The 24,353-nt window shown below is 64.8% G+C and carries 13 protein-coding genes; 2 read left to right on the top strand and 11 right to left on the bottom strand.

Annotated features, from left to right (window positions below):
- Window positions 1-25 precede the first annotated feature (25 nt).
- From A3M7_RS0103845 to A3M7_RS0103830, 4 genes are read right to left on the bottom strand one after another with little or no spacing between them, the layout of a single operon-like run.
- The gene (locus A3M7_RS0103845) at window positions 26-3,133 is read right to left on the bottom strand and encodes an efflux RND transporter permease subunit (protein ID WP_027542734.1); all 3,108 of its coding nucleotides are present in this window, start codon (window positions 3,131-3,133) and stop codon (window positions 26-28) included.
- Complete coding sequence (locus A3M7_RS0103840; RefSeq protein WP_027542733.1) at window positions 3,133-6,282, bottom strand: efflux RND transporter permease subunit; 3,150 nt, start codon at window positions 6,280-6,282, stop codon at window positions 3,133-3,135. Before A3M7_RS0103840 ends, A3M7_RS0103845 begins: the two co-directional genes overlap by 1 nt.
- Window positions 6,283-6,318: 36 nt before the next feature.
- Window positions 6,319-7,752 (bottom strand): efflux RND transporter periplasmic adaptor subunit, encoded by a 1,434-nt coding sequence (locus tag A3M7_RS0103835; protein ID WP_027542732.1) that lies wholly within the window; start codon window positions 7,750-7,752, stop codon window positions 6,319-6,321.
- Window positions 7,742-9,226: an efflux transporter outer membrane subunit gene (locus A3M7_RS0103830; protein ID WP_027542731.1), complete on the bottom strand. Its 1,485-nt coding sequence runs from the start codon at window positions 9,224-9,226 to the stop codon at window positions 7,742-7,744. The genes A3M7_RS0103835 and A3M7_RS0103830 overlap by 11 nt, the downstream gene beginning before the upstream one ends.
- 705 nt (window positions 9,227-9,931) lie before the next feature.
- Between A3M7_RS0103830 and A3M7_RS0103825 the strand changes: the two genes are divergently transcribed.
- On the top strand, window positions 9,932-10,966 hold the full coding sequence (locus tag A3M7_RS0103825) for a cysteine synthase A (protein ID WP_027542730.1): 1,035 nt from the start codon (window positions 9,932-9,934) through the stop codon (window positions 10,964-10,966).
- Window positions 10,967-10,985: 19 nt separating this feature from the next.
- Here A3M7_RS0103825 and A3M7_RS0103820 read toward each other — a convergent pair whose 3' ends face one another.
- The 7 genes from A3M7_RS0103820 to A3M7_RS0103790 form a co-directional block, all read right to left on the bottom strand.
- Entirely contained in the window at window positions 10,986-13,223 is a 2,238-nt protein-coding gene (locus A3M7_RS0103820; protein ID WP_027542729.1) for a glycosyltransferase family 41 protein, read from the bottom strand.
- A gap of 138 nt (window positions 13,224-13,361) precedes the next feature.
- The gene (locus A3M7_RS0103815; RefSeq protein ID WP_027542728.1) at window positions 13,362-15,602 is read right to left on the bottom strand and encodes a tetratricopeptide repeat protein; all 2,241 of its coding nucleotides are present in this window, start codon (window positions 15,600-15,602) and stop codon (window positions 13,362-13,364) included.
- A gap of 203 nt (window positions 15,603-15,805) precedes the next feature.
- Window positions 15,806-18,046 (bottom strand): glycosyltransferase family 41 protein, encoded by a 2,241-nt coding sequence (locus tag A3M7_RS0103810; protein WP_027542727.1) that lies wholly within the window; start codon window positions 18,044-18,046, stop codon window positions 15,806-15,808.
- A gap of 101 nt (window positions 18,047-18,147) precedes the next feature.
- On the bottom strand, window positions 18,148-18,885 hold the full coding sequence (locus A3M7_RS0103805; RefSeq protein ID WP_027542726.1) for an amino acid ABC transporter ATP-binding protein: 738 nt from the start codon (window positions 18,883-18,885) through the stop codon (window positions 18,148-18,150).
- A gap of 11 nt (window positions 18,886-18,896) precedes the next feature.
- Window positions 18,897-20,417 (bottom strand): amino acid ABC transporter permease, encoded by a 1,521-nt coding sequence (locus A3M7_RS0103800; protein WP_027542725.1) that lies wholly within the window; start codon window positions 20,415-20,417, stop codon window positions 18,897-18,899.
- Entirely contained in the window at window positions 20,414-21,619 is a 1,206-nt protein-coding gene (locus A3M7_RS0103795; protein WP_027542724.1) for an amino acid ABC transporter permease, read from the bottom strand. Before A3M7_RS0103795 ends, A3M7_RS0103800 begins: the two co-directional genes overlap by 4 nt.
- Before the next feature lie 26 nt (window positions 21,620-21,645).
- Window positions 21,646-22,662 carry an amino acid ABC transporter substrate-binding protein gene (locus A3M7_RS0103790; protein WP_027542723.1) on the bottom strand — a complete coding sequence of 339 codons (1,017 nt, stop codon included), beginning with the start codon at window positions 22,660-22,662 and terminating at the stop codon, window positions 21,646-21,648.
- Between the two features lie 395 nt (window positions 22,663-23,057).
- On the opposite strand from A3M7_RS0103790, the gene metC reads away from it, so the two are divergent.
- Window positions 23,058-24,242, top strand: a complete 1,185-nt coding sequence (gene metC, locus A3M7_RS0103785) for a cystathionine beta-lyase (RefSeq protein ID WP_027542722.1) — start codon at window positions 23,058-23,060, stop codon at window positions 24,240-24,242.
- Window positions 24,243-24,353 lie beyond the last annotated feature (111 nt).

The following is a 24,353-nucleotide window of genomic DNA, read 5'->3' as shown; positions in this document are numbered from 1 at the left end:
ACGCTTTGCACCGCGGTTCAACAACCTATTCCGCCGGTGTGGCCAGCGGACGCGGCGCGGAGCGGCGCCGCAGGCGGTCGATCAGCAGGTAGATCACGGGCGTGGTGTAGAGCGTCAGGATCTGCGAGACGAACAGGCCGCCGATGATGGTGATGCCGAGCGGACGGCGGAGCTCGGTGCCGGGCCCGGTCGCGACGACCAGCGGAATGCCGGCGAACAGCGCCGCCATCGTCGTCATCAGGATGGGGCGGAACCGCGCCTGGCAGGCCTCGAAGATCGCCTCCGCCGAGGACAGGCCACGCTGGCGCTCGGCGTCGAGCGCGAAGTCCACCATCATGATGCCGTTCTTCTTGACGATGCCGATCAAGAGGATGATGCCGACGAAGGCGATCACCGTCAGCGGCGTATTGGTAATCTGCAAGGCCAGCAGCGCGCCGAGGCCGGCCGAGGGCAGCGTCGAGATGATCGTGAGTGGATGGGCGAGGCTCTCATAGAGCACGCCGAGCACGATATACATCGCCACCAGCGCGCCGAGGATCAGCAGCGGCTGGCGGCCGCTGGTCCTGGCGAAATCGCCGGCATTGCCGTCAAAGCTGCCGCGGATGCCTTCCGGCATGTGCAGCTCCTCCACCGCGCGCTGGATGTTCTGCGTCGCGGCCTGGAGCGGCACGTCGGGCAACAGGTTGAACGACACTGTGGTCGAAGGGAACGACTGCGAATGATAGACCGCGAGCGCGGCAAGACCGCGCGTCGCGCGCACCACGGCCGACAGCGGCACCTGCACGTCGCCCGCGCCGGCGACATAGATGCGCTCGAGGTTGGAGGGATCGACCTGGAATTTCGGATCGATCTCCAGCACGGTCATGTACTGGTTGCGCTGGGTGTAGATGATCGAGATCTGCCGCTGCGAGAACGCGTTGTTCAGCGCGTTGTCGATGTCCTGAACCCTGACGCCGAGCGCCGAGGCCTTCTGGCGGTCGATGCTGAGCGTAAGCTGAAGCCCGCCGGGATCGCGATCGCTGGAAATGTCCGTGATGCCTTCGACGCTCTCCATGCGCTTGGCGACGATCGGCGCCCATTTCTGCAACAGGTCGAGATCGGTCGAGGAGAGCGTGTACTGGTAGTCGGAATCGCTCTGCCGTCCGCCGGCGCGCACGTCCTGGGCGGCGAACATGAAGAGGCGGATGCCGGGCACCGGGAACAGCGCGCGCCTGAGACGATCGATCACGACCTGTGTCGAGACGTGGTCGCGCTCCTCCGGCGGCTTCAGGCTGATGAACATGGTGCCGCGGTTCGAGGTCGCCGCCCCCGGGCCCCCGCCTCCGCTGCCGACGGTCGAGCCGATGCCGGCCACGGCCGGATCCTGCATCACGATGTCGGCGAGCCGCTGCTGGAGGCCGAGCATCGACTGGAACGAGATGTCGGCCGAGGCCCGCGTCGCGCCGATGACGAAACCGGAATCGTCGGTCGGGAAATAGCCCTTCGGCACCTTGATGTAGAGCGTCACGGTGAGACCGATGGTGGCGAAGAACACCAGCAGCGTCAGCAGCGGATACTCCAGCACGGTACGCAGGGTGCGGGTGTAGAAGGCGACGATGCGCGACAGCGAGCCCTCGATCAGGCGATCGAACAGGGTCGCGGTGCCGGAGGTGGTCTGCCGGATGTAATGGGCGCAGATCATCGGCGTCACCGTCAGCGAGACCAGCGTCGAGACCAGGATCGCGAAGGTGAGCGTCAGGGAGAATTCGCGCAGCAGGCGGCCGACGATGCCGTCCATGAAGATCAGCGGTGTGAAGGCGGCGATCAACGACAGGCTGATCGACACGACGGTGAAGCCGATCTGCTTCGCCCCCTCCAGCGCCGCCTGGAACGGCCGCATGCCGTGTTCGAGATTGCGGAACATGTTCTCGATCATGACGATGGCGTCGTCGACCACGAAGCCGACGGAGATGGCGAGCGCCATCAGCGACAGATTGTCGATCGAGAAGCCCGCGACCCACATCCCGGCGCAGGTGCCGGCCAGCGCCAGCGGCACCGAGATGCCGGCCGCGATCGTCGGCGTCAGCCGCCGCAGAAACACGAACACGACGACCATCACGAGGATGGCGGTTGCCAGCAGCGTCCACTGCATGTCCAGGACGCTGGCGCGGATCGTGCTGGTGCGATCGACCAGGGTGGAAATGTCCACGCCGGCCGGGATCCATTGCTTCAGCTCGGGGATCAGCGCTTTCACGCGGTCGACGGTGTCGATGACATTGGCATCGCCCTGCTTGGTGATCTGGATCAGCACCGCCGGCTGCTTGTTGAACCAGGCGATCGAGCGCGCGTTGCGGACCGAGTCCTCGATGTCGGCGACGTCGGAGAGCCGGACGAAATTGCCGTTGGAGCTCTTGATGACGATGTCGCGGAACTCTTTCGCCGTGCGCATCTGCTTGTTCAGCGACAGCGTCTCGCTCTGGCGCTCGCCGTTGAAGATGCCGACGGGACCAAGCGGATTGGCGTTGACGATTGCGGTCCGTACGTCGTCGGTGGCGATGCCGGCGTTCGACAGCGCAACGGGATTGAGCTGCACCCGCACCGCCGGCTGGTCGGCGCCGCTGACCGTCACGTCGCCGACACCGGGCACCTGCGAGATGCGCTGCGCCAGCACCGTATCGGCGACGTCGTAGATCGCACTGGCGGACAATGTCTTCGAGGTCAGCGCCAGCACGAAGACGGGCGCGCCGGCCGTGTTCGCCTTCCGGAATTTTGGCAGCGTCGGCAGGTCGCTCGGCAGGTCCACCAGTGAGGCGTTGATCGCCGCCTGCACGTCGCGCGCGGCTTTGTCGATATTGCGGCCGATGTCGAACTGGAGCTGGATGTTGGAGACGCCGAGCGACGACGTCGAGGTGATCTGGTTGATGCCTGATATCTCGCCTAGCCGCCGCTCCAGCGGCGAGGCCACAGTCGCCGCCATCACGGAAGGGTCGGCGCCGGGCCGGCTCGCCGAGACGAAGATGGCGGGGAAGTCGACGTTCGGGACCGAGGCGACGGGCAGGAACTCGTAGGCGACGACACCCAGCAGGAACAATCCGATCGACAGCAGCGTGGTCGCGACCGGGCGGCGGATGAAGGGCTCCGAGATCGATGCCATCACTGCATCCCCTCGGTCGCGCCCGCGACCGGCGGTCCGCCGGGTTCGGCCGGCGGCAACGCCTGCTCGAGGCGGCGGTTGATGCGGTCGAGCGCCAGGTAGATCACGGGCGTGGTGTAGAGCGTCAGCAGCTGGCTCAGCAGCAGACCGCCGATGATGGAGATGCCGAGCGGAAAGCGCAGCTCGGCGCCGGTGCCGCTCTCGATCGCCAGCGGCAGCGCGCCGAACAGCGCCGCCAGCGTCGTCATCATGATCGGACGGAAGCGCAGCAGGCAGGCCTGCACGATCGCCTCGTTCGGCGACATCCCCTGCCTGCGCTCGGCCTCGAGCGCGAAGTCGATCATCATGATCGCGTTCTTCTTGACGATACCCATCAACAGGATGATGCCGATCAGGCCGATGACCGAGAGATCCTGCCCGAACAGGACCAGTGCCAGGATCGCGCCGACGCCGGCCGAGGGCAGCGTCGACAGGATGGTGATCGGATGGATGTAGCTCTCGTAGAGCACGCCGAGCACGATGTAGATCGTGATGACGGCGGCGAGCAGCAGCCAGGGCTGGCCGGCGAGTGCCTTGGCGAATTCGGCGGCATCACCCGCATAGACCCCGACGATGCTGTTGGGCATTTCGATCCGGGTCTCGATCGTCTTCACGGCTACGACGGCATCGCCGAGGGCCGCGCCCGGCGCGAGGTTGAAGCTGAGCGAGATCGCCGGGAATTGCGCCTGATGCGAGATCGCAAGCGGCGCGGTGGTGCGCTTCAGCGTTGCCACCGCCGACAGCGGCACCTGGGCGTTGGGCGCGCCAGCGATGGCGCTCGCGGCGCCCGGCAGATAGAGCTTCGACAGGATCGAGGGATCGCGCTGGTACATCGGCAGCGCCTCCAGCACGACGCGGTACTGGTTGGCCTGGCCGTAGATGGTCGAGATCTGCCGCTGTGCAAAGGCGTCGTTCAGCGTATCGGTGATGCCTTGCAGGCTCACGCCGAGCTGGCCCGCCCGCGTTCGATCCACATCGAGCTGCGCCCGCAGACCGCCTTCCTGCGCCTCCGAGGAGACGTCGCGGAACAAGGGATCGCGCCGCATCTCCGCAACCAGCTTGCGCGCCCATTCCGACACCAGCGCCGCGTCGGTGCCGGTCAGCGTGTACTGGTATTGCGAGCGGCTCGACTGGGTCGATATCTGCACGTCCTGCACAGGCTGGAAATAGACGGTCATGCCGGGGATGCCCGACACCCTCGCCTTCAGCCGGGTCACGACCACGCTGACGTCGTCGCGCCGCTCGCCGCGTGGCTTCAAGGTCATGACGAGACGGCCGACATTGGTGGTCGGATTGACCGAGCCGGCGCCGATCACCGAGACGACGCCGACCACGTCAGGGTCCGCCTTGATGGCGTCGGCCACCTCGGCCTGCCGCTTCTGCATCTCCGCGAATGAGACGTCGGGTCCGGCCTCCGTCACCGCCGTGATCGAGGCGGTGTCCTGAAGCGGCAGGAAGCCTTTGGGCGCCACGACATAGAGAACGAGGGTTGCGATCAGCGTGGCGAAGGTCACGACCAGCGTGGCGCGCTGGCGCTCCAGAACCCAGAGCAGCGTGCGGTGATAGAACTCGACAGTGCGGTCGATGAAACGGCTGATGGCAGCAAGGCCCGGCACCGCCAGTTCCTCATGGGCATGCCTCAGCAGGCGCGAGCACATCATCGGCGTCAGCGTCAGCGAGACCACCGCCGAGGTCACGACCGCGATCGTCAGGGTCAGCGCGAATTCGCGGAACATGCGCCCGACGAGGCCCGACATGAACAAGAGCGGGATGAACACCGCGATCAGCGATACCGTCAGCGAGATCACCGTGAAGCCGATTTCGCTGGCGCCCTTCAGCGAGGCTTCCATCGGGCCGTCGCCGCTCTCCATGTGGCGGACGATGTTCTCGATCATCACGATGGCGTCGTCGACCACGAAGCCGGTGCCGATCGTCAGCGCCATGAGCGACAGATTGTCGAGACTGAAGCCGGCAAAATACATGATGCCGAAGCTCGTGATCAGCGACAGCGGCAGCGCGACGCCGGCGATCAGCGTGGCCCGCAGCGAGCGCAGGAACAACAGCACCACCAGCGTCACCAGCACGACGCTGAGGATCAGCGTGAACTGCACGTCGCGCACCGAGGCGCGGATGGTGACGGTACGGTCGGAGACGATGGTGAGGTTCACGCCGGCCGGAATGGCGCGCTGGACCTTGGGGATTTCGGCGCGGATCTGGCGGACAACGTCGATGACATTGGCGCCGGGCTGGCGCTGGATGTCGATGATGACCGCCGGCGTGCCCTGGTACCAGCCGCCGGTGCGGTCGTTCTCCAGGCCATCGACGATCTGCGCGACGTCGGCGATCGTGACCGGCGAGCCGTTGCGGTAGGCGATGATGACCGGCTTGTAGGCGTCGGCGGCGGCGATCTGGTCGTTGGCCGCGATGATGTAGGATTGCTGCGCGCCATCGAGCGAGCCTTTCGGCCCGGAGACGTTGGCATTGGCGATCGCAGTGCGCAGGTCTTCCATGGCGATGCCATAGGCCGCGAGCCGCGCCAGATCCGCCTGGATGCGCACCGCCGGTTTCAACCCGCCAAGCACGGAGACGCGCCCGACGCCCGAGATCTGGCTCAAACGTTGCGCCAGAAGCGTATCGGCGATGTCGCTCATCGCCCGCAGCGAGATCGTGTCGGAGCGAAGCGCCAGCGTCATGACCGGCGCATCCGCCGGGTTCACCTTGGCGTAGGTCGGCGGATAAGGCAGCGTCTTGGGCAGCACGCCGGCGGCCGCATTGATCGCGGCCTGCACGTCCTGGGTCGCGCCGTCGATGTCGCGGTTGAGGTCGAATTGGAGCGAGATCTGGCTGACGCCGAACGAGCTCGTCGAGTTCATCGCCGACAGCGACGGGATCTGGCCGAGCTGCCGCTCCAGCGGCGCGGTGATCAACGAGGCGATCACGTCGGGGCTGGCGCCCGGCAGCTGCGTCGTCACCTGCACGGTCGGGAAGTCGACCTGCGGCAGCGCCGAGACCGGGAGCGAGAAATAGCCCAGCAACCCGCCGATCAGGAGCGCGATGCCGAGCAGCGAGGTCGCGATGGGACGGCGGATGAAGGGTTCGGAGACTCCCATGGGATGCGCCTGCCGCTCAGGCGGCTGTTGTCGGGATCATGGCTGCTTGGCTCCACTTCCCGATTGTTCAGCCCCCTGCGCCGGTGCCGGACCGGTCTGGCCCTTCTGGTCGCCCTCGCCGCTCACACGCTTGGCGCGGCGCTCCTGGCCGTCCTTGGCGCCGTCCTTCGGTTGGCCATCCTTCTGACCATCCTTGGCCTGACCATCCTTCTGGCCGTCCTTTTTCTGTCCGTCGGGCGCACGCGTGCGCTTTCGCGGGGCGAGATCGGCCGACGGCGTCTGCTCGTCGCGGCCGACAACCACCTTCGCGCCGTCGGACAGATTGGCAAAGCCCGTCGTCACGACCCGATCGTTCGGCGACAGGCCGCTCGCGATCACCGCGTCATGCTCGTTCTGCTGCGTCACCGTCACGGGCTTGGCCGAGACGATATCGCCCTCGCCGATGACATAGCTGAAGGTGCCGATCGGACCACGCTGGACCGCCGATGTCGGGACGACCAGCGCCTGCATCAAGGTCTCGACCTTGAGGCGGACGTTGACGAACTGGCCCGGCCAGAGCTGGTAATTGGCGTTGGGGAACTCAGCCTTGAGCCTGAGCGTGCCGGTGGTCTGGTCGACCTGGTTGTCGATGCCGGTCAGCTTGCCGGTGTCGATCACGGTGACGCCGTCGTTGCCGAACACGTCGACGGCGAGCGTGCCCTTGGCGGCGGCTGCATTGACCCGCATGATCTGCTGCTGCGGCAGGCTGAACCACACCGCGATCGGCTGCAATTGCGTGATGACGACGAGGCCCGTGGTGTCGGCGGCGTGGATGATGTTGCCCTGGTCGACCTGGCGCAGGCCGGCGCGCCCCGAGATCGGCGCGACGATCTTGGTGTAGCTCAGCGTCGCCGCCGCATTGTCGATCGCGGCCTGGTCGGCCTTCACCAGCGCCTCGGTCTGCGCGACCAGCGCGCGCTGCGTATCCGCCTGCTGCTTGGAGCCGGCGTTGGAGGCGGCGAGCTGCTCGTAGCGGGTGAGGTCAATGCGCTGGTTGGCGAGCTGGGCCTGGTCTTGCGCCTTCTTGGCGACCGCCTGATCGTACGTCGCCTGATAGAGCGCGGGATCGATCTCGCCGACCACGTCGCCCTTCTTGACGTCCTGGCCTTCGGTGAAATTGACCGCGATAAGCTTGCCGTCGACCTGCGAGCGCACGGTCACGGTGTTGAGCGCGCGGATCGCGCCGACGCCGTCGAGATAGACCGGGACATCCAGGATGCGGGGCGTTGCCGCCAGCACCGGCACCGGCAGGTCGGGGCGCTGGTTGCGGCCGTTCGCCTGCTGCGGCTGCTGATGCCACACGGTCCAGCCGAGATAGCCGAGGCCGCCGAGGATCGCGAGCGTAACCAGAGTCAAGATGAAGCCGCCGCGCGACGATTTCCTCACCGTCCCCGCCTTCGCGCCATCCTTCTTATCCGGCTTAAAGAGCATTGACCGGTTTCTCCATCCTCGGTTCCCAGCCGCCGCCGAGCGCCTGATACAGGCTGACGATGGCGAGAAGCCGTGCGAGTTGGGCCTGCGACAGCGCGTCTTCCGCCTGGAACAGGGTCAGCTGGGTGTTGAGCACGGTCACGATGTCGGCGGTGCCGGCGCGCAATTGCTGCTCCGACAGATCGAACGCGCGCCGCGAGGCGGTGACGACATCGCGCTGCAATTGCAGCTTGATCGTGGTCTGCTTGATCGAGAACAGCGCATTGTCGACGTCGGCGAAGGCCTGGACGATGGTCTTGCGGTAGGTCTGGAGCAGTTCGTCCTGCCGCGCCTTGGCAAATTCGAAATTGCCGAGGATCTTGCCGCCGTCGAAGATCGGCTGCGTGGCACTGCCGACGAGCTGGAAGAAGGCCGCATGCGGCTGGAACAGCGACACCAGCGCCGAGCTCTGATAGCCGCCATTGCCGGTGAGCTGGATGGTCGGAAAGAACTGCGCGCGGGCATTGCCGATGTTCGCGGTGGCCGACGCAAGCTGCGCCTCCTGCCGGCGGATGTCCGGCCGCTGCGTCAACAGCTCCGACGGCAGGCCGGGCGTCACGCGCGGGATCGCGATGCGGTCCAGGGAGCCGCCGAGCACGCGCACGCTCTCGGGCGGGCGCGAGACCAGCACGGCGAGCGCGTTGACGTTCTGGTCGAGCGTCTGGCGCAGCGGCGGCACCAGCGCCTTCTGGTTGGCGAGCACGCTCTCCTGCTGGGCGACGTCGAGATCGGTGCCGGTGCCGGCCTTGCGACGCTCCTTGACGGCATCGAGGATGCGCTGCGCGCTCGCGATGTTGCGCTGTGAGGTCCGGATGCGATCCTGCGAGGTCAGCACCTGGAAATAGGCATTGGCGACGGCGGACAGCGTCGTCAGTGCGACGACGTCGCGATCGAAGCGGTTGGCGTTCGCCGTCTCTTCCGCAGTCTGCAGCGCATCGCGGTTCTGGCCCCAGAAGTCGAGCTGGTAGCTCGCGCTCAGCGAAGCCTGGTAGTTGACGACCTCACGGCCGCCATTGGTGAGTCCGGAGGCTGAGGAGCCGGACGTGCGCGAATAGGTCTCCTGCCCGCCGCCGGACAGGCTCGGCAGCAGCGCCGCGCCCGCCTGCCGCGCCTGGGCGTCCGCCTGGACGATGCGCGAGACGGCGGCGGCGATGTCGAGGTTGACGGTCTGCGCCTCCTCCATCAACTGCGTCAGCTCGGCCGAACGGAAGCCGCGCCACCAATCCAGCGATGGCGGCGCATCCCCCTTCCCGGCGTATTTGTACTGTGTGGGAACATCGAGCGCGGGATCCGGAAGATCCTGCGTCAGCATGCAGGCACCTGAACTGGCGGCGAGGCACAGCACTCCGAGCCAGCGCGCCGCACGACGCGTCCGGGACGCAGAACCTAGAGACCGCCGCAGGACGATCGCCGGAACATGCTGTGTCACATCCACCCCCCGCCGGGCAGATCGAGCCGCCACCGCGCAGCCGGATTAACCGATTCGCGGCGGGACAGTCGGGGGGCTTTCTGCAGCTCGTTCACAGGTGATGCTTTCAGCGGAACCTTGAGATTCATCCTAGCCGGGCGCGGAACAGCGGGACAGTCCCGCAGGTGCGAGATGGCGGCCCGGACGCGTCGATATCCGCGCCACGAAAGTGCAAGATATGGCTGTCTTGCAGAGACTTCTCGTATTTTCATGCTGTCACGAAGCGGATTTAAGCTTACCAAGATTTCATGTGATATCGGCGCCACACCCGCTCGGATCCGTTTGATCCGGCTGCGCATTGGCCGGCAACACGCTCTATGCGGCTTAAGCTCCACCTCAAAGCGTGGCGAGCCATTCTCACCAAGCCGTCAACGATCGAGAAGGAATACGCAGCTGTTGCGCAGGTGGGTCGTCCCCATCCCCCGGCCGGCGGGAATTTGGCGCGAGGGTTGGCCGCAACGACCATTATCTTCCATGCCCTGACAGTTGTCCGACAAATCATGCCACCGAGATGCGGCGCCGCAGCTCCTCGCTGATCTTTCCCCAAAATATGATTGCCCGAGCGGTCACTTCCACCCGTTTCGCCGCAGCGCAAAAGCCTTTCCCTTTGGCCTCCCAGGCACTAGGTTCTGGCCAACCTGATCAACCCCTTGCCAGCGATTTCCCCCTGACATGACCATTCGAAACGACGTTGTCGAAGCCATTGGCAACACCCCGCTGATCAAGCTCAAGCGCGCCTCGGAGGCGACCGGCTGCACCATTCTTGGGAAGGCCGAGTTCATGAATCCCGGCCAGTCGGTGAAGGACCGCGCCGGCAAGTGGATGATCCTGGAGGCCGAGAAGCGCGGCGAGCTCAAGCCCGGCGGTCTCGTGGTGGAAGCAACCGCCGGCAATACCGGCATCGGGCTCGCGGTCGTGGCGAGTGCCCGCGGCTACCGCACGCTGATCGTGATCCCGGAGACGCAGAGCCAGGAGAAGAAGGACTTTCTCAAGCTGTGCGGCGCCGAGCTGATCGAGGTGCCGGCCCTTCCTTACGCCAATCCCAACAGCTACCAGCATGTCGGCCGCCGGCTCGCCGACGAGCTGCGCAAGACCGAGCCCAATGGCGTGCTGTTCGCCGACCAGTGGAACAACCTCGACAATGCGAAAGCGCATTACGAGTCCACGGGGCCGGAGATCTGGGAGCAGACCGGCGGCAAGGTCGACGGGTTCGTCTGCTCGGTCGGCAGCGGCGGCACGCTCGCCGGCGTCAGCCGCTTTCTGAAGGAAAAGAACAAGAACGTCCGGATCGCCTGCGCCGACCCGCATGGTGCGGGGATGTTCGAGTATTTCAGGACCGGCGAAGCCAAGGCGACGCCGGGTGGTTCGATCACCGAGGGTATCGGCCTCAACCGGGCGACCGCGATCGTCGAGAGCGCGAAGGTCGATGACGCCTATCTCATTCCCGACACCGATGCCGTCACGGTGATCTACGACCTGCTCCAGCACGAGGGCCTGTGCCTCGGCGGCTCGACCGGGATCAACATCGCCGGCGCGATGCGGCTCGCCAAGCAGCTCGGGCTCGGCAAGACCATCGTCACCGTGCTCTGCGATTCCGGCAGCCGCTATCAGTCGAAACTGTTCAATGCGGACTTCATGCGCGCCAAGAACCTTCCGGTGCCGGAATGGCTGGAGAAGCGCAGCAACATCAAGCCGCCCTTCGTTTGATCGTCGCGGTTCGGCCGGGTCACGCCACGTCGCCGCGTTCCGAAGCCGCGGCACAATAGGCGCGCCAGAACTGGCGATAACCCGCCTCGATCTCTCGCGTGTAGACTTCGACATTGCCGGCGCGCGAGGCCGCGATCTGAGCCGGCAGCTCCGCGCGCAACTTCGCCAGATGGGCGGGCTGCGATGCATATTTGCAGGCGATCGCGGCGTAACCGTCGTCATCCTCGGCGACCCAGTCGTTAAGGCCGACGGCGGTCACGATGGAGGCACCGGCGCGCGAGGAGGCGCCGTTGCCGAGCTTGGCGACGACCGGAACGCCCGCATACAGGGATTCCCAGGTGCTGACGCCGCCATTTTGCGGGAACGTATCGAGGGATATGTCGACGTCCCCAAAGGCCGCCAAGTGCTCGTGGCGCGGTGTCGAGCCCATGCAGATGACGTTCTCTTCGGCAATGCCCTCTGCCACGCACCGCGCGATCAGGCGGTCACGCAGCAATGGATCGTCAAGCAGGGTATGCTTGATGATGATCTTCGATCCGGTCACCTCTCGCATCGCTTTCGACCACACGCGGATTGCCTCGTCCGAGATCTTGGATATCCGGTTGAAGACGCCGAAGGTCACGTAGCCGTTGCGGAGCATGGGGAGCTCCGAGGGCGGCACATCCAGGATGGGATCGGTCGTGATCAGGCACGGCAGGTCATGGACCTTTTCGGCAAGCAGATGGCGCGCCGATTCCGGAATGAAGATCGGATCCGCGAGCACGTAATCCATGGCCTGAAGGCCGGTACCGGTGGCATGTCCGAAACCCGTGACCTGGATCGGAGCCGGCTTCCGGGCGAAGACAGGGAGCCTGTTGCCGGTCGAATGCCCGGACACATCGATCAGGATATCGACGTTGTCGGCCTGAATACGATCGGCCAGTTCGTCGTCCGAAAGCTGCCAGGCGTCGACCCAGACGTCCGCCATCGACCTGAATTGAGCGGTCATCTCGTCCCGTAAAGGCGAGCACGAATAGCAGACGATCTCACACTTGGCATGATCATGGAGGCGCAGCACCGGCAACAGGCCGAACGCCGCCGAGTGGTACCAGAATTCGGCAGCGACATAGCCGATCACGATCCGCCTGTCGGGATCGAGCTGCCGCGGCGCCAGCGTCCTTTGCGGCACTCTGGCGCCGATCGTTTCACCCCAATATTTTCGCGCCGCCTGCTGAACTGCGAAATCGGCATCTGAGAGAAAGTCCAGAACGTGGATCTTCCGCGCGATCAAGTCCAGATCCGGCGAGATTGCCAACGCCGCGTCGAGATGTTCGATCGCGGTTGCGATCTCTCCCTGGTTTGCAAAGCAGGCGCTCAGCAGCGCTAACGCGATCGCAGAGCGTGGATTTTCCTCGAGCAACGTCTTGCACGCCAGGATCGCCTGCGCCGTATTCCCCATGCCGAGCGAAACTTCCGCTTTTCCCCGCAAGGCGACCTCGAGCTTGGGCGAAAGCGAAAGCGCGGCATCGAAATCCGCTGCCGCCTGCTCCGGCCGCGATAACGCAAGATTGAGCCGCCCGCGTTGCGCCAGGATCTTCGCCGAACCGGGCCTGATCGCGAGCGCCGCTGCGAGCGCGGCTTCCGCTTCATCGTAGTGCTTGAGCTCGATACTGGCCACGCCTTTGCCGACGAGCGCTTCGGCGTGACGCGGCTGAAACAACAAAGCGCGATCGAAACTTTGCCTGGCGCGCTCAAATTGGCCCAGCGCCAGCTCGGCCATGCCACGATTGCAGAGCGCATCGGAGTGGTCGGGCTTCAGCTTGATCGCGCGATCGTACATCTCGATGGCCTGCTCGGGCAGGTTCATGTGGAGCAAGGTATTGCCGAGGCCGGTCAGGGCCGGCGTGAAATTCGGCTTCAGCGCGATCGCCTTCTCCTGACATGCGCGAGCGGCCTCGAATTTCTGAAGGACGACGTACACGGTCGCAAGATTGTTGTGGGCCTCGTGCGAACGCGGATCGATCGCGATCGCGCGCTCGAGCAGCTGTTGCGCCTCTTCCAGGCGCCCGCCCTGTTGCACGCTCAGGCCGAGCAGGTGCGTGGCGTCGAAATGATCCGGAACGGCTTGCAGGATCTGGCGGCAGAGCGCCTCGGTCTCCGCATACCTGCCCTGGCCATAGGCGCCCGCCGCGGCGGAGATGACGGCGTCCACCTGCTTCTTCAATTTCTTCTGCAATCGCGCATTCTGGAATGCGCGCGCGCCGGCGCTGCTCTGCAAGGTGTCTCTCCGGAAATGGCTCGGGGAGAGCCTAACTGATTCGCGCGCCCGCCCGGCCAGCGGGACCGGCAACAGCTCGGGCATATCCCGGAGCTCTACGCGGGATCTAGCTCAGGAACCGCCTGGTGCCCGACCTGCCTACGCAGCGTCGTCGCTTTCCGAGGCGGCAGCACAATAGTCGCGCCAGAACTGGCGGTAACCCGCTTCGAGCTCACGCGTGTAGATCTCAACATTGCCGGCGGGCGAGGCTGCAATCTGAGCCGGCAGACTTGCGCGCAACTCGGCCAGAAGCGCCGGCTGCGCAGCAAATTTCCGGGCGATCTCGACATAGCCATCGTCATCCTCGGCGACCCAATCGCCGAGACCGACAGCAGCCACGATGGAGGCGCCGGCGCGCGAGGAGGCACCGTTGCCGAGCTTGGCCACCACGGGAACACCCGTGTAGAGCGATTCCCAGGTGCTGATGCCGCCATTTTGCGGGAACGTATCCAGGGAAATATCGACCTTGCCAAAGGCCAACAGGTGATCGTTGCGCGAGGTGGTGCCGAGGCACGTGATGTTCTCCTCGGCAATGCCCTGCGCCACGAAGCGTGCGACCAGGCCGTCGCGCAGCAGGGGATCATCGAGCAAACCATGCTTGAGGATGATCCGCGATCCCGGCAGTTCGCGCATCAAGCGCGACCACACACGGATCGCATCATCCGATATCTTGTAGATACGGTTGAACACGCCGAAGGTGACGTAGCCATTGCGGAGCATGGGAAGCTCGGAAGGCTGCAGATTGGAGACGGGCTCCATCGTGATCAGGCACGGCAGATCGTGGATTTTTTCGGCAAACAAGTGCCGGACCGGCGGCGGAATGAAAATGGGGTCCGCAAGCACATAGTCCATGGTCTGCATGCCCGTGCCCGTCGCGTGCCCGAAGCCGGTGGCCTGGATCGGGGCCGGCTTCCGCGCGAAGACCTGCAGCCTGTTGCCGGTTGTGTGTCCCGATACGTCGATCAGGATGTCGACATTGTCCGCCTGAATGCGATCGGCGAGCTCGTCGTCCGAAAGGTCCCAGGCGTCAACCCAGACGTCCGCCATTGACTTGAACATGGCGGTGTACTCGTCCGCTCCCGGCCAGGAGTAATAGCAGATGATCTCGAAATTGGCGTGATCATGGTGGCGCAGCACCGGCAGCAAGGTCAGGCCCGCCGAGTGTTGCCGGAATTCGGCAGCGACATAGCCGACCACAATTCGCTTTTCCGGATCGAGCGGCCGCTTCGGCAGTGTCCGCCGCGGCAGCTTGGAGCCAATCAAGTCCCACCAATCTCGCCGTACCGCCTGCTGGAGCGCGAAATCGGCTTCGGCGCGGTAGTCCTGCAAGAAGATCTTTCCCCTGATCGCGTCCCCATAGTTCGGCCGGATCGCGAGCGCGCGATCGAGATATTCGATCGCGGCGTCCATCTCTCCCTGGTTCGAATACGCGAAGCCCATCAGCGCCAGCCCCATCTCGGAGCGCGGATTTTGCTCGATCAAGGCCGTTGCGGCCGCCATCGCCTGCGCGGTCTTTCCCAACACGAGGCAGGCCTGAGCCTTGCCCCGGAGAGCCAGTTCGAGCTTGGGCGAGACCGCAAGCGCCGCCTCGAAATCCGCAAGCGCCGGCTCCAGGCGCTGCAGCTCGTAACTGAGCCGCCCACGCTGGGCCAGGATCCTCGGCGAGCCGGGCTTGATCGCGAGCGCCATGGCGAGCTTGGCTGCCGCCTCCTCGTGGTGCCGGAGCTCCATGCTGACCATGCTGTTGCCGACGATGGCCTCGGCGTGACGCGGCTGAAACAGCAGGGCGCGATCGAAACTTTCCTTGGCGCGCATGATCTGTCCCAGCAATATCTCGACCATGCCGCGATTGCAGAACGCATCGGCATAATCCGGCTTGATCTTGATTGCGCGCTCGTGCAGCTCGAGCGCCTGCTCGTACTGCCCCAGATGCATCAGCGTATTGCCGAGATTGGTCAGCGCCACCGCGAAATTCGGCTTCAGCGCGATGGCCCTCTCCTGGCACCGCCGCGCCTCCTCGAAATCGCCGAGGTCGAAATGCACGGTCGCGAGGTTGTTATGGGCATCGTGCAGGCGCGGATCGAGCGCAATCACGCGCTCGAGCAGCTGTTGCGCCTCCTCCAGGCGGCGGCCGTCATGCGCGCACATGCCGAGCAGGTGCATGGCGTCGACATGATCCGGAAGCGCTTTCAGGATTTCACGGCAGAGCGCCTCCGTCTCGGCATATCTGCCCTGGCCATAGGCGGCGGCCGCGGCGGAGATGACGGCATCCGCCTGCTTCATCAATTTCTTCTGCAATCGCGCATTCTGGAATGCGCGCGCGCCGCCGCTGTTCTGCAAGGTTGCTCTCCGGAGGATGGCCTTGGTGAGAGTCTAACTGATTCGCAGCCGAGGCCGGCCGGTCAGCCGGAGCGGCAACCCATCCGGGATTTCCCGGGGCTCGGCGCAGGATCTGGCGCAGGAACAGCTTCGGACACGCGCTGTCCAAAGCTGATGTCGATCATCTCAGCCTTGCACGCCCCGGTCCGGCGCGGCTGACCTGCCTACGCCACGTCGCCCGTTGCCGAAGCCGCGGCACAATAGTCGCGCCAGAACTGGCGATAGCCTGCCTCGACCTCACGCGTGTAGAACTCGACGTTGCCGGCGGGTGAATTGGCGATCTGAGCCGGCAGATCCGCGCGCAGCTTCGCCAGATGGGCGGGCTGGGCGGCATATTTGCACGCGATCGCGGCATAGCCCTCGTCGTCATCGGCGACCCAGTCGCCAAGACCGACGGCCGCTACGATCGATCCGCCGGCGCGCGATGAGGAGCCGTTGCCGAGCTTGGCGACGACCGGAACGCCCGCATAGAGGGATTCCCAGGTGCTGATGCCGCCGTTTTGCGGGAAAGTATCGAGCGAAATGTCGACATTCGCAAAGGCCCGCAGATGGTCGGTGCGCGGGGTCGTGCCCATGCAGATGACGTTCTCCTCGGCGATGCCCTGTGCCACGAATCGCGCAACCAGGCGGTCGCGCAGCATTGGATCGTCGAGCAGTCCGTTCTTGATGATGATCTTCGATCCCGTCACCTCGCGCATCACTTTCGACCACACTCGCATGGCCTCGTCGGAAATCTTGAAGATGCGGTTGAACACGCCGAAGGTCACATAGCCATTGCGGAGCATGGGAAGCTCCGACGGCGGCACATCCAGGATGGGGTCGATCGTGATCAGGCTCGGCAGGTCATAGACCTTTTCGGCCAGCAGATGACGCGCCGATTGCGGAATGAAGATCGGATCCGCGAGCACGTAGTCCATGGTCTGAAGACCCGTACCTGTGGCGTGGCCGAAACCCGTGACCTGGATGGGGGCCGGCTTGCGGGCGAAGACATGGAGCCTGCTGCCGGTCGTATGTCCGGACACATCGATCAGAATATCGATCCCGTCGGCCTGGATACGATCGGCCAGTTCCTCGTCCGAAAACTGCGCGGCCTCGACCCAGACGTCTGCGCAAGCCTTGAAATTCTCGGTCATCCCATCCTGCAACGGCCAGCAGGAATAGCAGACGATCTTGAACTTGGCATGATCATGATGGCGCATCACCGGCAACAGGGAGTACGCCGCCGAATGCTGCCTGAATTCGGAAGCGACATATCCGATCACGATCTGTCTGTCCGGATCGAGCTTGCGCGGCGACAGCGTCCTTTGCGGGAGTTTGGCGCCGATCTGATCCCACCAATATTTCCGCGCCGCTTGCTGGACCACGAAATCGGCCTCGGGCAGGTAATCCAGCACGAAGATCTTGTACCCGATGGCCTCCGGAAAGTCCGGCGCGATCGCCAGCGCCGCATCGAGATGTTCGAGCGCCGTCGCGATGTCTCCCTGGTTCGCATAGCAAGAGGCCAGAAGCGCCATTCCCGCCTCGGATTGCGGATTGACCTCGAGCAGCGTCTTGACGCCCGCCATCGCCCCTGCCGTGTTCCTCACCATGATGTCGACTTGCGCCCTCCAGCACAGCGCGAGCTCGTTCCGTGGCGATTGCGCCAGCGCGGCGTCGAAATCCGCCGCCGCCTGCTGCAGCCGGGACAGAGTCAGATAGAGCCGTCCACGCTGCACCAGAATCCGCGGTGAACCCGGCTTGAGCTCGAGCGCTGTGTCGAGAGCGGCTTCCGCCGCCTCGAAGTGCCGGAGCTCGAGGCTCACCATGCCCTTGCCGGCGATCGCTTCCGCATGGCGCGGCTGAAGCGACAGGGCGCGATCGAAGTTCTCCCCGGCGCGTTCGAACTCGCCGATCATCAGCTGCGCCATGCCACGATTGCAGAATGCATCGGCAAAGTCCGGCTTCAGCCTGATGGCACGTTCGTGCAGTCCGATCGCTTCCTTGGCGAGGCCGAGGTGCAGCATCGTATTGCCGAGATTTGTCAGGGTGATCGGACAATTCGGCTTCAGCGCAATGGCCTTCTCCTGGCATGCGCGGGCGTCCTTGAATTTCTGGAGATCGAAATACACGGCCCCGAGATTGCTATGGGCGTCCGGCGAACGCGGATCGAGCGCAACCGCGCGCTCGAGCAGGAATTCCGCGTCATCGAGCCGCCGGCCATCAAACGCGCGCAGGCCGAGCAGGTGCGTGGCGTGGAAATGATCCGGCACCTCCTTCAAGATCTCGCGGCAGAGTATCTCGACCTCGTCAAATCGGCCCTGCCCGAGCGCCTCGATCGCGAAGGACATGACGGCGTCCGCCTGCTTCCTCAACTTCTTTTCCAAACGCGCATTCTGGTATGCGCGCGCGCCGACACTGCTCTGCAAGGTCTCTCTCCGGAGGATGGTCCGAAAAGAGGCAAGCTGATTCGCATGGTGCGAAGCTGGTGGGTCGGTCAGGCCGGCGAGGCCACCGGATTTTCAGGTGCTCACCGCAAAATCTGGCTCAGGAACAGTTTTGTGCGGGCGTGCTGGGGGGCGGCAAAGAACTCGTTCGGGGTGTTGGCCTCGATGATCTGGCCGGCGTCCATGAACACGACGCGGTTGGCAACCTCGCGGGCAAATCCCATCTCGTGGGTCACGACCAGCATGGTCATACCCTCCTCGGCGAGGTCGACCATGGTGTCGAGCACCTCCTTGACCATCTCGGGGTCGAGCGCGGAGGTCGGCTCGTCGAACAGCATCACCTTGGGATTCATCGTCAGCGCCCGCGCGATCGCGACGCGCTGCTGCTGGCCGCCGGACATCTGGCCCGGAAACTTGTTGGCCTGGTGCGGGATCTTGACCCGCTCCAGGAATTTCATCGCGGTCGCCTCGGCATCCCTCTTGGGGATGTTGCGGACCCAGATCGGCGCCAGCGTGCAATTGTCCAGAACCGTCAGATGCGGGAACAGGTTGAAGCTCTGGAACACCATGCCGACCTCGCGGCGCACGGCATCGACATGCTTGAGGTTCGGCCCGAGCTCGATACCGTCGACGACGATCTCGCCCTCCTGGAATTCCTCCAGCGCATTGATGCAGCGAATCAGCGTGGACTTGCCGGAGCCCGAGGGCCCGCAGATCACGATGCGCTCGCCCTTCTTCACCTCGAGGTCGATGTCGCGCAGGACGTGAAATTCGCCGTACCATTTGTTCAGGCCGGAAATCTTGACGATGGGGTCGGACATGGTGGCCTCGATCAGGTGCGGCGGTGGGCGTTGAGGCGGTGCTCGACGAACAGCGAGTAGCGCGACATTCCGAAGCAGAACAGAAAATAGATGATCCCCGCGAAGGCAAAGCCCGTGAACGCGGTGGACGGCGTCGACCATTTCGGATCCGAGAACGAGGCCCTGAGCGAGCCCAGGAGGTCGAACAGCGCCACGATCGAGACCAGCGAGGTGTCCTTGAACAGCGAGATGAAGCTGTTGACGAGGTTCGGAATGACGTGGCGCAGCGCCTGCGGCAGCACGATCAGCGAGGTGGTCTTCCACCAGGACAGACCCAGGGCGGCCGCGGCCTCGCCCTGCCCGCGCGGGATCGCAGCGAGCCCGCCGCGGACGTTCTCGGCCTGATAGGCGCCCGTGAACAGCGCGATGCCGATCAGCGCGCGCACCAGGCCGTCGACCGTGAAATTGCCGGGCAGGAACAAAGGCAGCATGTAGGTGGCGAAGAACAGCACGGTGATCAGCGGCACGCCGCGCCAGAACTCGATGAAGGCGATCGAGAAGATCCGGATCAGCGGAATGGTGGAGCGGCGGCCGAGCGCCAGCGCGATGCCGATCGGCAGCGAGGTGACGATGCCGGTGACGGAGACCACCAGCGTCACCAGCAGGCCGCCCCACAGGCTTGTCTCCACGATCGGCAGCCCGCCATGATCGAGCCCCATCAGCTTGATCACGATCGCGATGGCGACGAAGGTGACAAGGCTCGATGCGAGCGCACGCCAGCCGGTACGTACGGCGCCGCCGAGGACAAAGGCGATCAGCGAGACGATCACGGCGGTGATGGTGAAATCGGCCCAGACCGACTGGCCCGTGCCCTGGAGCTGATCGCGCAGCCAGGTCAGCGGAAAGATCAGCCAGTAGATCGCCGTGCCGACAAGCACGACGAGGTTGCCGATGACCCACAGCAGTGGAGCGATGGCCGACGTCTTGCTGAGATTGAGCAGGGCCCGCCCTGCCCCGATGATGCTGTCGTCGAACAATTGCAGGAGGCCGGCCGTCCAGCTCAGCCCGAATCCGGCAATGCCGCCGCCGCGCAGCAGGAAGAATGCGACCACCGGAAAGGCGAAGAAGAACAGGCCGGCGTTCAGCCCCTTCGAGGGCAAGCGCGGAACCAGCAGCGGCACCAGCAGGACCACCGCCAGGCCGAGCGTGAGGTTGACCCGCCAGCGCTCGGCCTCGGGATAGAAGCCGTAGATCAGTTGCGGCAGCTTGGCCTGGATGTAGGGCCAGCAGGCGCCGACCACAAATCCGGCATTCTCGGTCAGGCAGGCGGTGCGATCCGTGCCGGCCCAGACCGCATCGACCAGCAGGAACCTGACCGAGGGAATGATGGTGAACCAGAGCAGCAAGGCGCCCACGATCGTGAGCAGAATGTTGGTCGGCGAGTTGAACAGGCGCGTGCGCATCAGGCCGACGAAGCCCGTGGTCTTCACCGGCGCGGGACGCTCGGTGAGCAGGTCCCGGCGGACGAAGGTGGACGAGGTGATGTCGGTCATGCGCCCAGGCTCCGGCTGACGCGCCAACCGTAGACGCTCATGACGGCGCTGGTGACGAGCGAGATCAAGAGATAGACGCCCATCGTCATGGCGATGATCTCGATCGCCTGTCCGGTCTGGCTCAGCGAGGTGCCGGCGAACACCGACACCAGGTCAGGATAGCCGATGGCGACGGCAAGCGAGGAGTTCTTGGTGAGGTTGAGATACTGGTTGGTCAGCGGCGGCACGATCACGCGCATCGCCTGCGGCACGACGATCAGCCGGAGCGTGGTGCCGCGGCTGAGGCCCAGCGATGACCCCGCCTCCATCTGACCCTTGTGCACGGACAGGATGCCGGCGCGCACGATCTCGGCGATGAAGGCGGCGGTATAGCTCGACAAAGCGACCGTCAGCGCCACGAACTCCGGGATGATCCGCGAGCCGCCGGCGAAATTGAAGCCCTTGAGCTGCGGCAACTCGAAGGTGAAGGGCAGACCGAAGATCAGCATCGTGACCAGCGGCAGCCCGAACAGCAGGCCCAGCACATAAGGCCAGATTCGGATCACCTGCCCGCGCTGGAACAGTGCACGCCGCGCATGGAAGCGCAAAGCCAGCGATGCGACAATGCCGAGGACCAACATCGCCAGGAACGGCTCGAACCCGCTCTCGCCGATCGGACGGGGAATGACGAGGCCGCGATTGCTGACGAAGGCGAAGCCGAGCAGCGAAATGCTCTGCCGCGGATTTGGCAGTGCCGCGAGCACCGCCAGGTACCAGAACAGGATCTGGAACAGCAGCGGCAGGTTGCGGATGATCTCGACATAGAGCTCGCCGATGCGCGACAGCAGCCAGTTGGGCGACAGCCGGCACAGCGCGACGACGAAGCCGATCAGGGTGGCGAAGACGATGCCGACCACCGAGACCACGAGCGTGTTCAAGAGCCCGACCACGAACACGCGCAGGAACGTGTCCGAGCCGGTGTAGGGGATCAGGGTCTGGTTGACATCGAAGCCGGCATTGTTCCTGAGGAAGCCGAAGCCGGCGGCAATGTGCTGGTTTTCGAGATTGGCGCGGGCGTTGGAGACGATCTCGTAGCCGATCCAGCCCAGGATCGCCGCAAAGGCAAACTGGACGGCGACGCCGTTCCAGCCTGCCTTGCCGCCCAGGATGCGCCTGATCTTCAGCGCGAACTGGGCCGGCGGTTTTCGAGCCTCGGTGCTCATCGCCGCGTGCCGCCGATCAAGCGGGATCAGCGAATCGGCGGCGCGTACTGGAGACCGCCCTTGTTCCAGAGATTGTTGAAACCGCGGTTGATGGCGAGCGGCGAGCCCGCGCCGACGTTGCGATCGAACACCTCGCCGTAATTGCCGACCGCCTTCACGATCCGGATCACCCAGTCCTTGGTCAGGCCGAGCTGTTCGCCGAAATTGCCGTCGCTGCCGAGCACGCGCTTCAGTTCCGGGCTTTCCAGTTTCGCCTTCTCGTCGACGTTCTTCGAGGTCACGCCGAGCTCTTCGGTGGTGACGAGGGCGAACAGCGTCCATTTCACGATGTCGAACCACTGGTCGTCGCCGTGGCGCACCATCGGGCCGAGCGGCTCCTTCGAGATGATCTCGGGCAGCACCATGTGGTCATTGGGATTGGCGAGCTTGAGGCGGTTGGCGTAGAGGCCCGACTGGTCGGTGGTGAAGACGTCGCAGCGGCCGGCCTCATAGGCCTTGACCGTTTCGTCGTTGGTGCCGAACGCGATCACCTCGTACTTCATGTTGTTGGCCTTGAAGTAGTCGGCCAGATTCTGCTCGGTGGTGGTGCCGGTCTGCACGCAGACCGAGGCGCTGTTGAGCTCGAGCGCGGAATTCACCTTGAGCGACTTCTTCACCATGAAGCCCTGCCCGTCGTAATAGGTCACGCCGGTGAAGTTGGCACCCAGCGAGGTGTCGCGCGAGATGGTCCAGGTGGTGTTGCGCGAGAGTACGTCGATTTCGCCGGATTGCAGCGCCGTGAAACGGTCCTTGGCCGAGGTCGGCACGAACTTGATCTTGGTCGGGTCATTGAAGATGGCCGCCGCGATCGCACGGCAGAGGTCGACGTCGAGCCCGGTCCAGTTGCCCTTGTCGTCGGGCGCGGAGAAGCCCGGCAGGCCCTGGCTGACGCCGCAGGACAGCGTGCCCCGGTCCTTGATGGTCTTGAGTGTTTGCGCATCGGCGGCTTGGGCAGTCAGGCCGGCGGCCAGAGCAAGGGTGAGAGCCAGGGTTACGCGTTTCATGGGGTGAAGGCCTTTCAAGGTCGTCTCAAGGTCAGGAATGTTGTCTCAGGATCGTCTCTGCCAGGGCAATCCGACTTAGGACCCGCCTTGCAAGAGTCATGCTGGATTACCTTGCCGAACACTCGCCGATCTCGGGAGGCCATACCTTAATCCCCGCCGCAGGCGCCCGCCATTATGGCTGTGGCGCAAGGTCCGGTCAGACGATGGATCGAAGGTCGCGGCAGGCCCCTCAACATGCGGCGACTGAATAGCACCTGCGCATCACAGAACGACTGGCGAGCCGGGTCAAGGGGTTGACGGGACTCTTCTGTGTTCTGTTATTAACGACAGCGGCCTTTCGGCCGGCCCGCGGGACGCATCGCGCCTGGCGGAAACGCAGTTTTGAAAGCAGACGCATGGATTCCTCGCCCCCCTCCCAGCAGCAGGCCGAGACCCGGCTGGTGACCTCCGGCCGCGACACCAAGGCGCAGAAGGGGTTCGTCAATCCGCCGGTGTTCCACGGCTCGACCGTGCTCTATCCGACCGCCGAGGACCTGCATGCCCATCGCGGCGAGTTCACATACGGCCGCCACGGCACCCCGACGACCAGGGCTTTCCAGGACACGCTGATGGCGCTGGAGGGGCCGCAATGCGCCGGCGTCGGCATCGTACCATCGGGGCTGTCCGCGATCTCCACCACCCTGCTCTCGGTGCTGAAGACCGGCGACCACATTCTGGTCTGCGACAACGTCTATCGGCCCTCGCGCAATTTCTGCAACGGCATGCTCGCCCGCTACGGCGTCGAGACCACCTATTTCGATCCGCTGATCGGCGCCGGCGTCGACAAGCTGTTCAAGCCCAACACCCGCGCGGTGCTGGTCGAGGCGCCGGGCTCGCAATCGTTCGAGATGCCCGACATTCGCGCCATCGCCGAGGTCGCGCATGCCCGCGACGCGCTCGTCATCGACGACAACACCTGGGCCACCCCGCTCTATCACCGCTCGCTCGAGCAGGGCGTCGATATCAGCATGCAGGCGGCGACCAAATATATCGGCGGCCATTCCGACATCATGTTCGGCACCATCTCGGCCAACGCCAAGGCCTGGCCGCAGATCGTCGAGGGCATCCGCCTGCTCGGCGTCTGCGCCGGCCCCGACGACGTCTTCCTGGCGCTGCGCGGACTGCGCACGCTGTCGGTACGGCTCGCCCAGCATCATCGTTCCGGCCTCGACATGGCGCGCTGGCTCGCGGCCAGACCCGAGGTCGCGCGCGTGCTGCATCCCGGGCTCGAGACCGATCCGGGCCACGCCATCTGGAAGCGCGACTTCACCGGCGCCTCGGGCCTGTTCAGCATCGTGCTGAAGCCGGCGCCGCAGCAGGCCGTCGACACCATGCTCAACACGCTCAAGCTGTTCGGCATGGGCTTCTCCTGGGGCGGCTTCGAGAGCCTTGCGATTCCCTTCGACTGCGACGGCTATCGCACCGCGACCAAGTGGGCGCCGGGCGGCCCTACCTTGCGTCTCCACATCGGACTCGAAAGCACCGACGACCTCAAGGCCGATCTCGATCGCGGCTTCGCTGCCCTCAAAGCAGCAATGTGAGCCTGCTCACAAGGCATCGCGCCTGAGGACGCGGCATCCGCGCCTCGGGAACGCGCCGCCATCGCAAACGTTAACGCCGACGCGCCAACAAATGGTTTGAACCTCAAGCAT

The organism is Bradyrhizobium sp. WSM2254 (assembly GCF_000472645.1).
GTDB classification, from domain to species: Bacteria; Pseudomonadota; Alphaproteobacteria; order Rhizobiales; family Xanthobacteraceae; genus Bradyrhizobium; species Bradyrhizobium niftali.
Note: the sequence above shows the minus strand (reverse complement) of the source record. Positions and strands in the feature narration are given on the sequence as shown.

Bases quoted from the DNA above. Each gene is read 5' to 3' on its own strand.
- A3M7_RS0103800 (WP_027542725.1), bottom strand. From the start codon at position 20,417: ATGACCGACATCACCTCGTCCACCTTCGTCCGCCGGGACCTGCTCACC.
- A3M7_RS0103835 (WP_027542732.1), bottom strand. From the start codon at position 7,752: ATGCTCTTTAAGCCGGATAAGAAGGATGGCGCGAAGGCGGGGACGGTG.
- A3M7_RS0103845 (WP_027542734.1), bottom strand. From the start codon at position 3,133: ATGGCATCGATCTCGGAGCCCTTCATCCGCCGCCCGGTCGCGACCACG.
- A3M7_RS0103790 (WP_027542723.1), bottom strand. From the start codon at position 22,662: ATGAAACGCGTAACCCTGGCTCTCACCCTTGCTCTGGCCGCCGGCCTG.
- A3M7_RS0103840 (WP_027542733.1), bottom strand. From the start codon at position 6,282: ATGGGAGTCTCCGAACCCTTCATCCGCCGTCCCATCGCGACCTCGCTG.
- metC (WP_027542722.1), top strand. From the start codon at position 23,058: ATGGATTCCTCGCCCCCCTCCCAGCAGCAGGCCGAGACCCGGCTGGTG.
- A3M7_RS0103795 (WP_027542724.1), bottom strand. From the start codon at position 21,619: ATGAGCACCGAGGCTCGAAAACCGCCGGCCCAGTTCGCGCTGAAGATC.
- A3M7_RS0103825 (WP_027542730.1), top strand. From the start codon at position 9,932: ATGACCATTCGAAACGACGTTGTCGAAGCCATTGGCAACACCCCGCTG.
- A3M7_RS0103805 (WP_027542726.1), bottom strand. From the start codon at position 18,885: ATGTCCGACCCCATCGTCAAGATTTCCGGCCTGAACAAATGGTACGGC.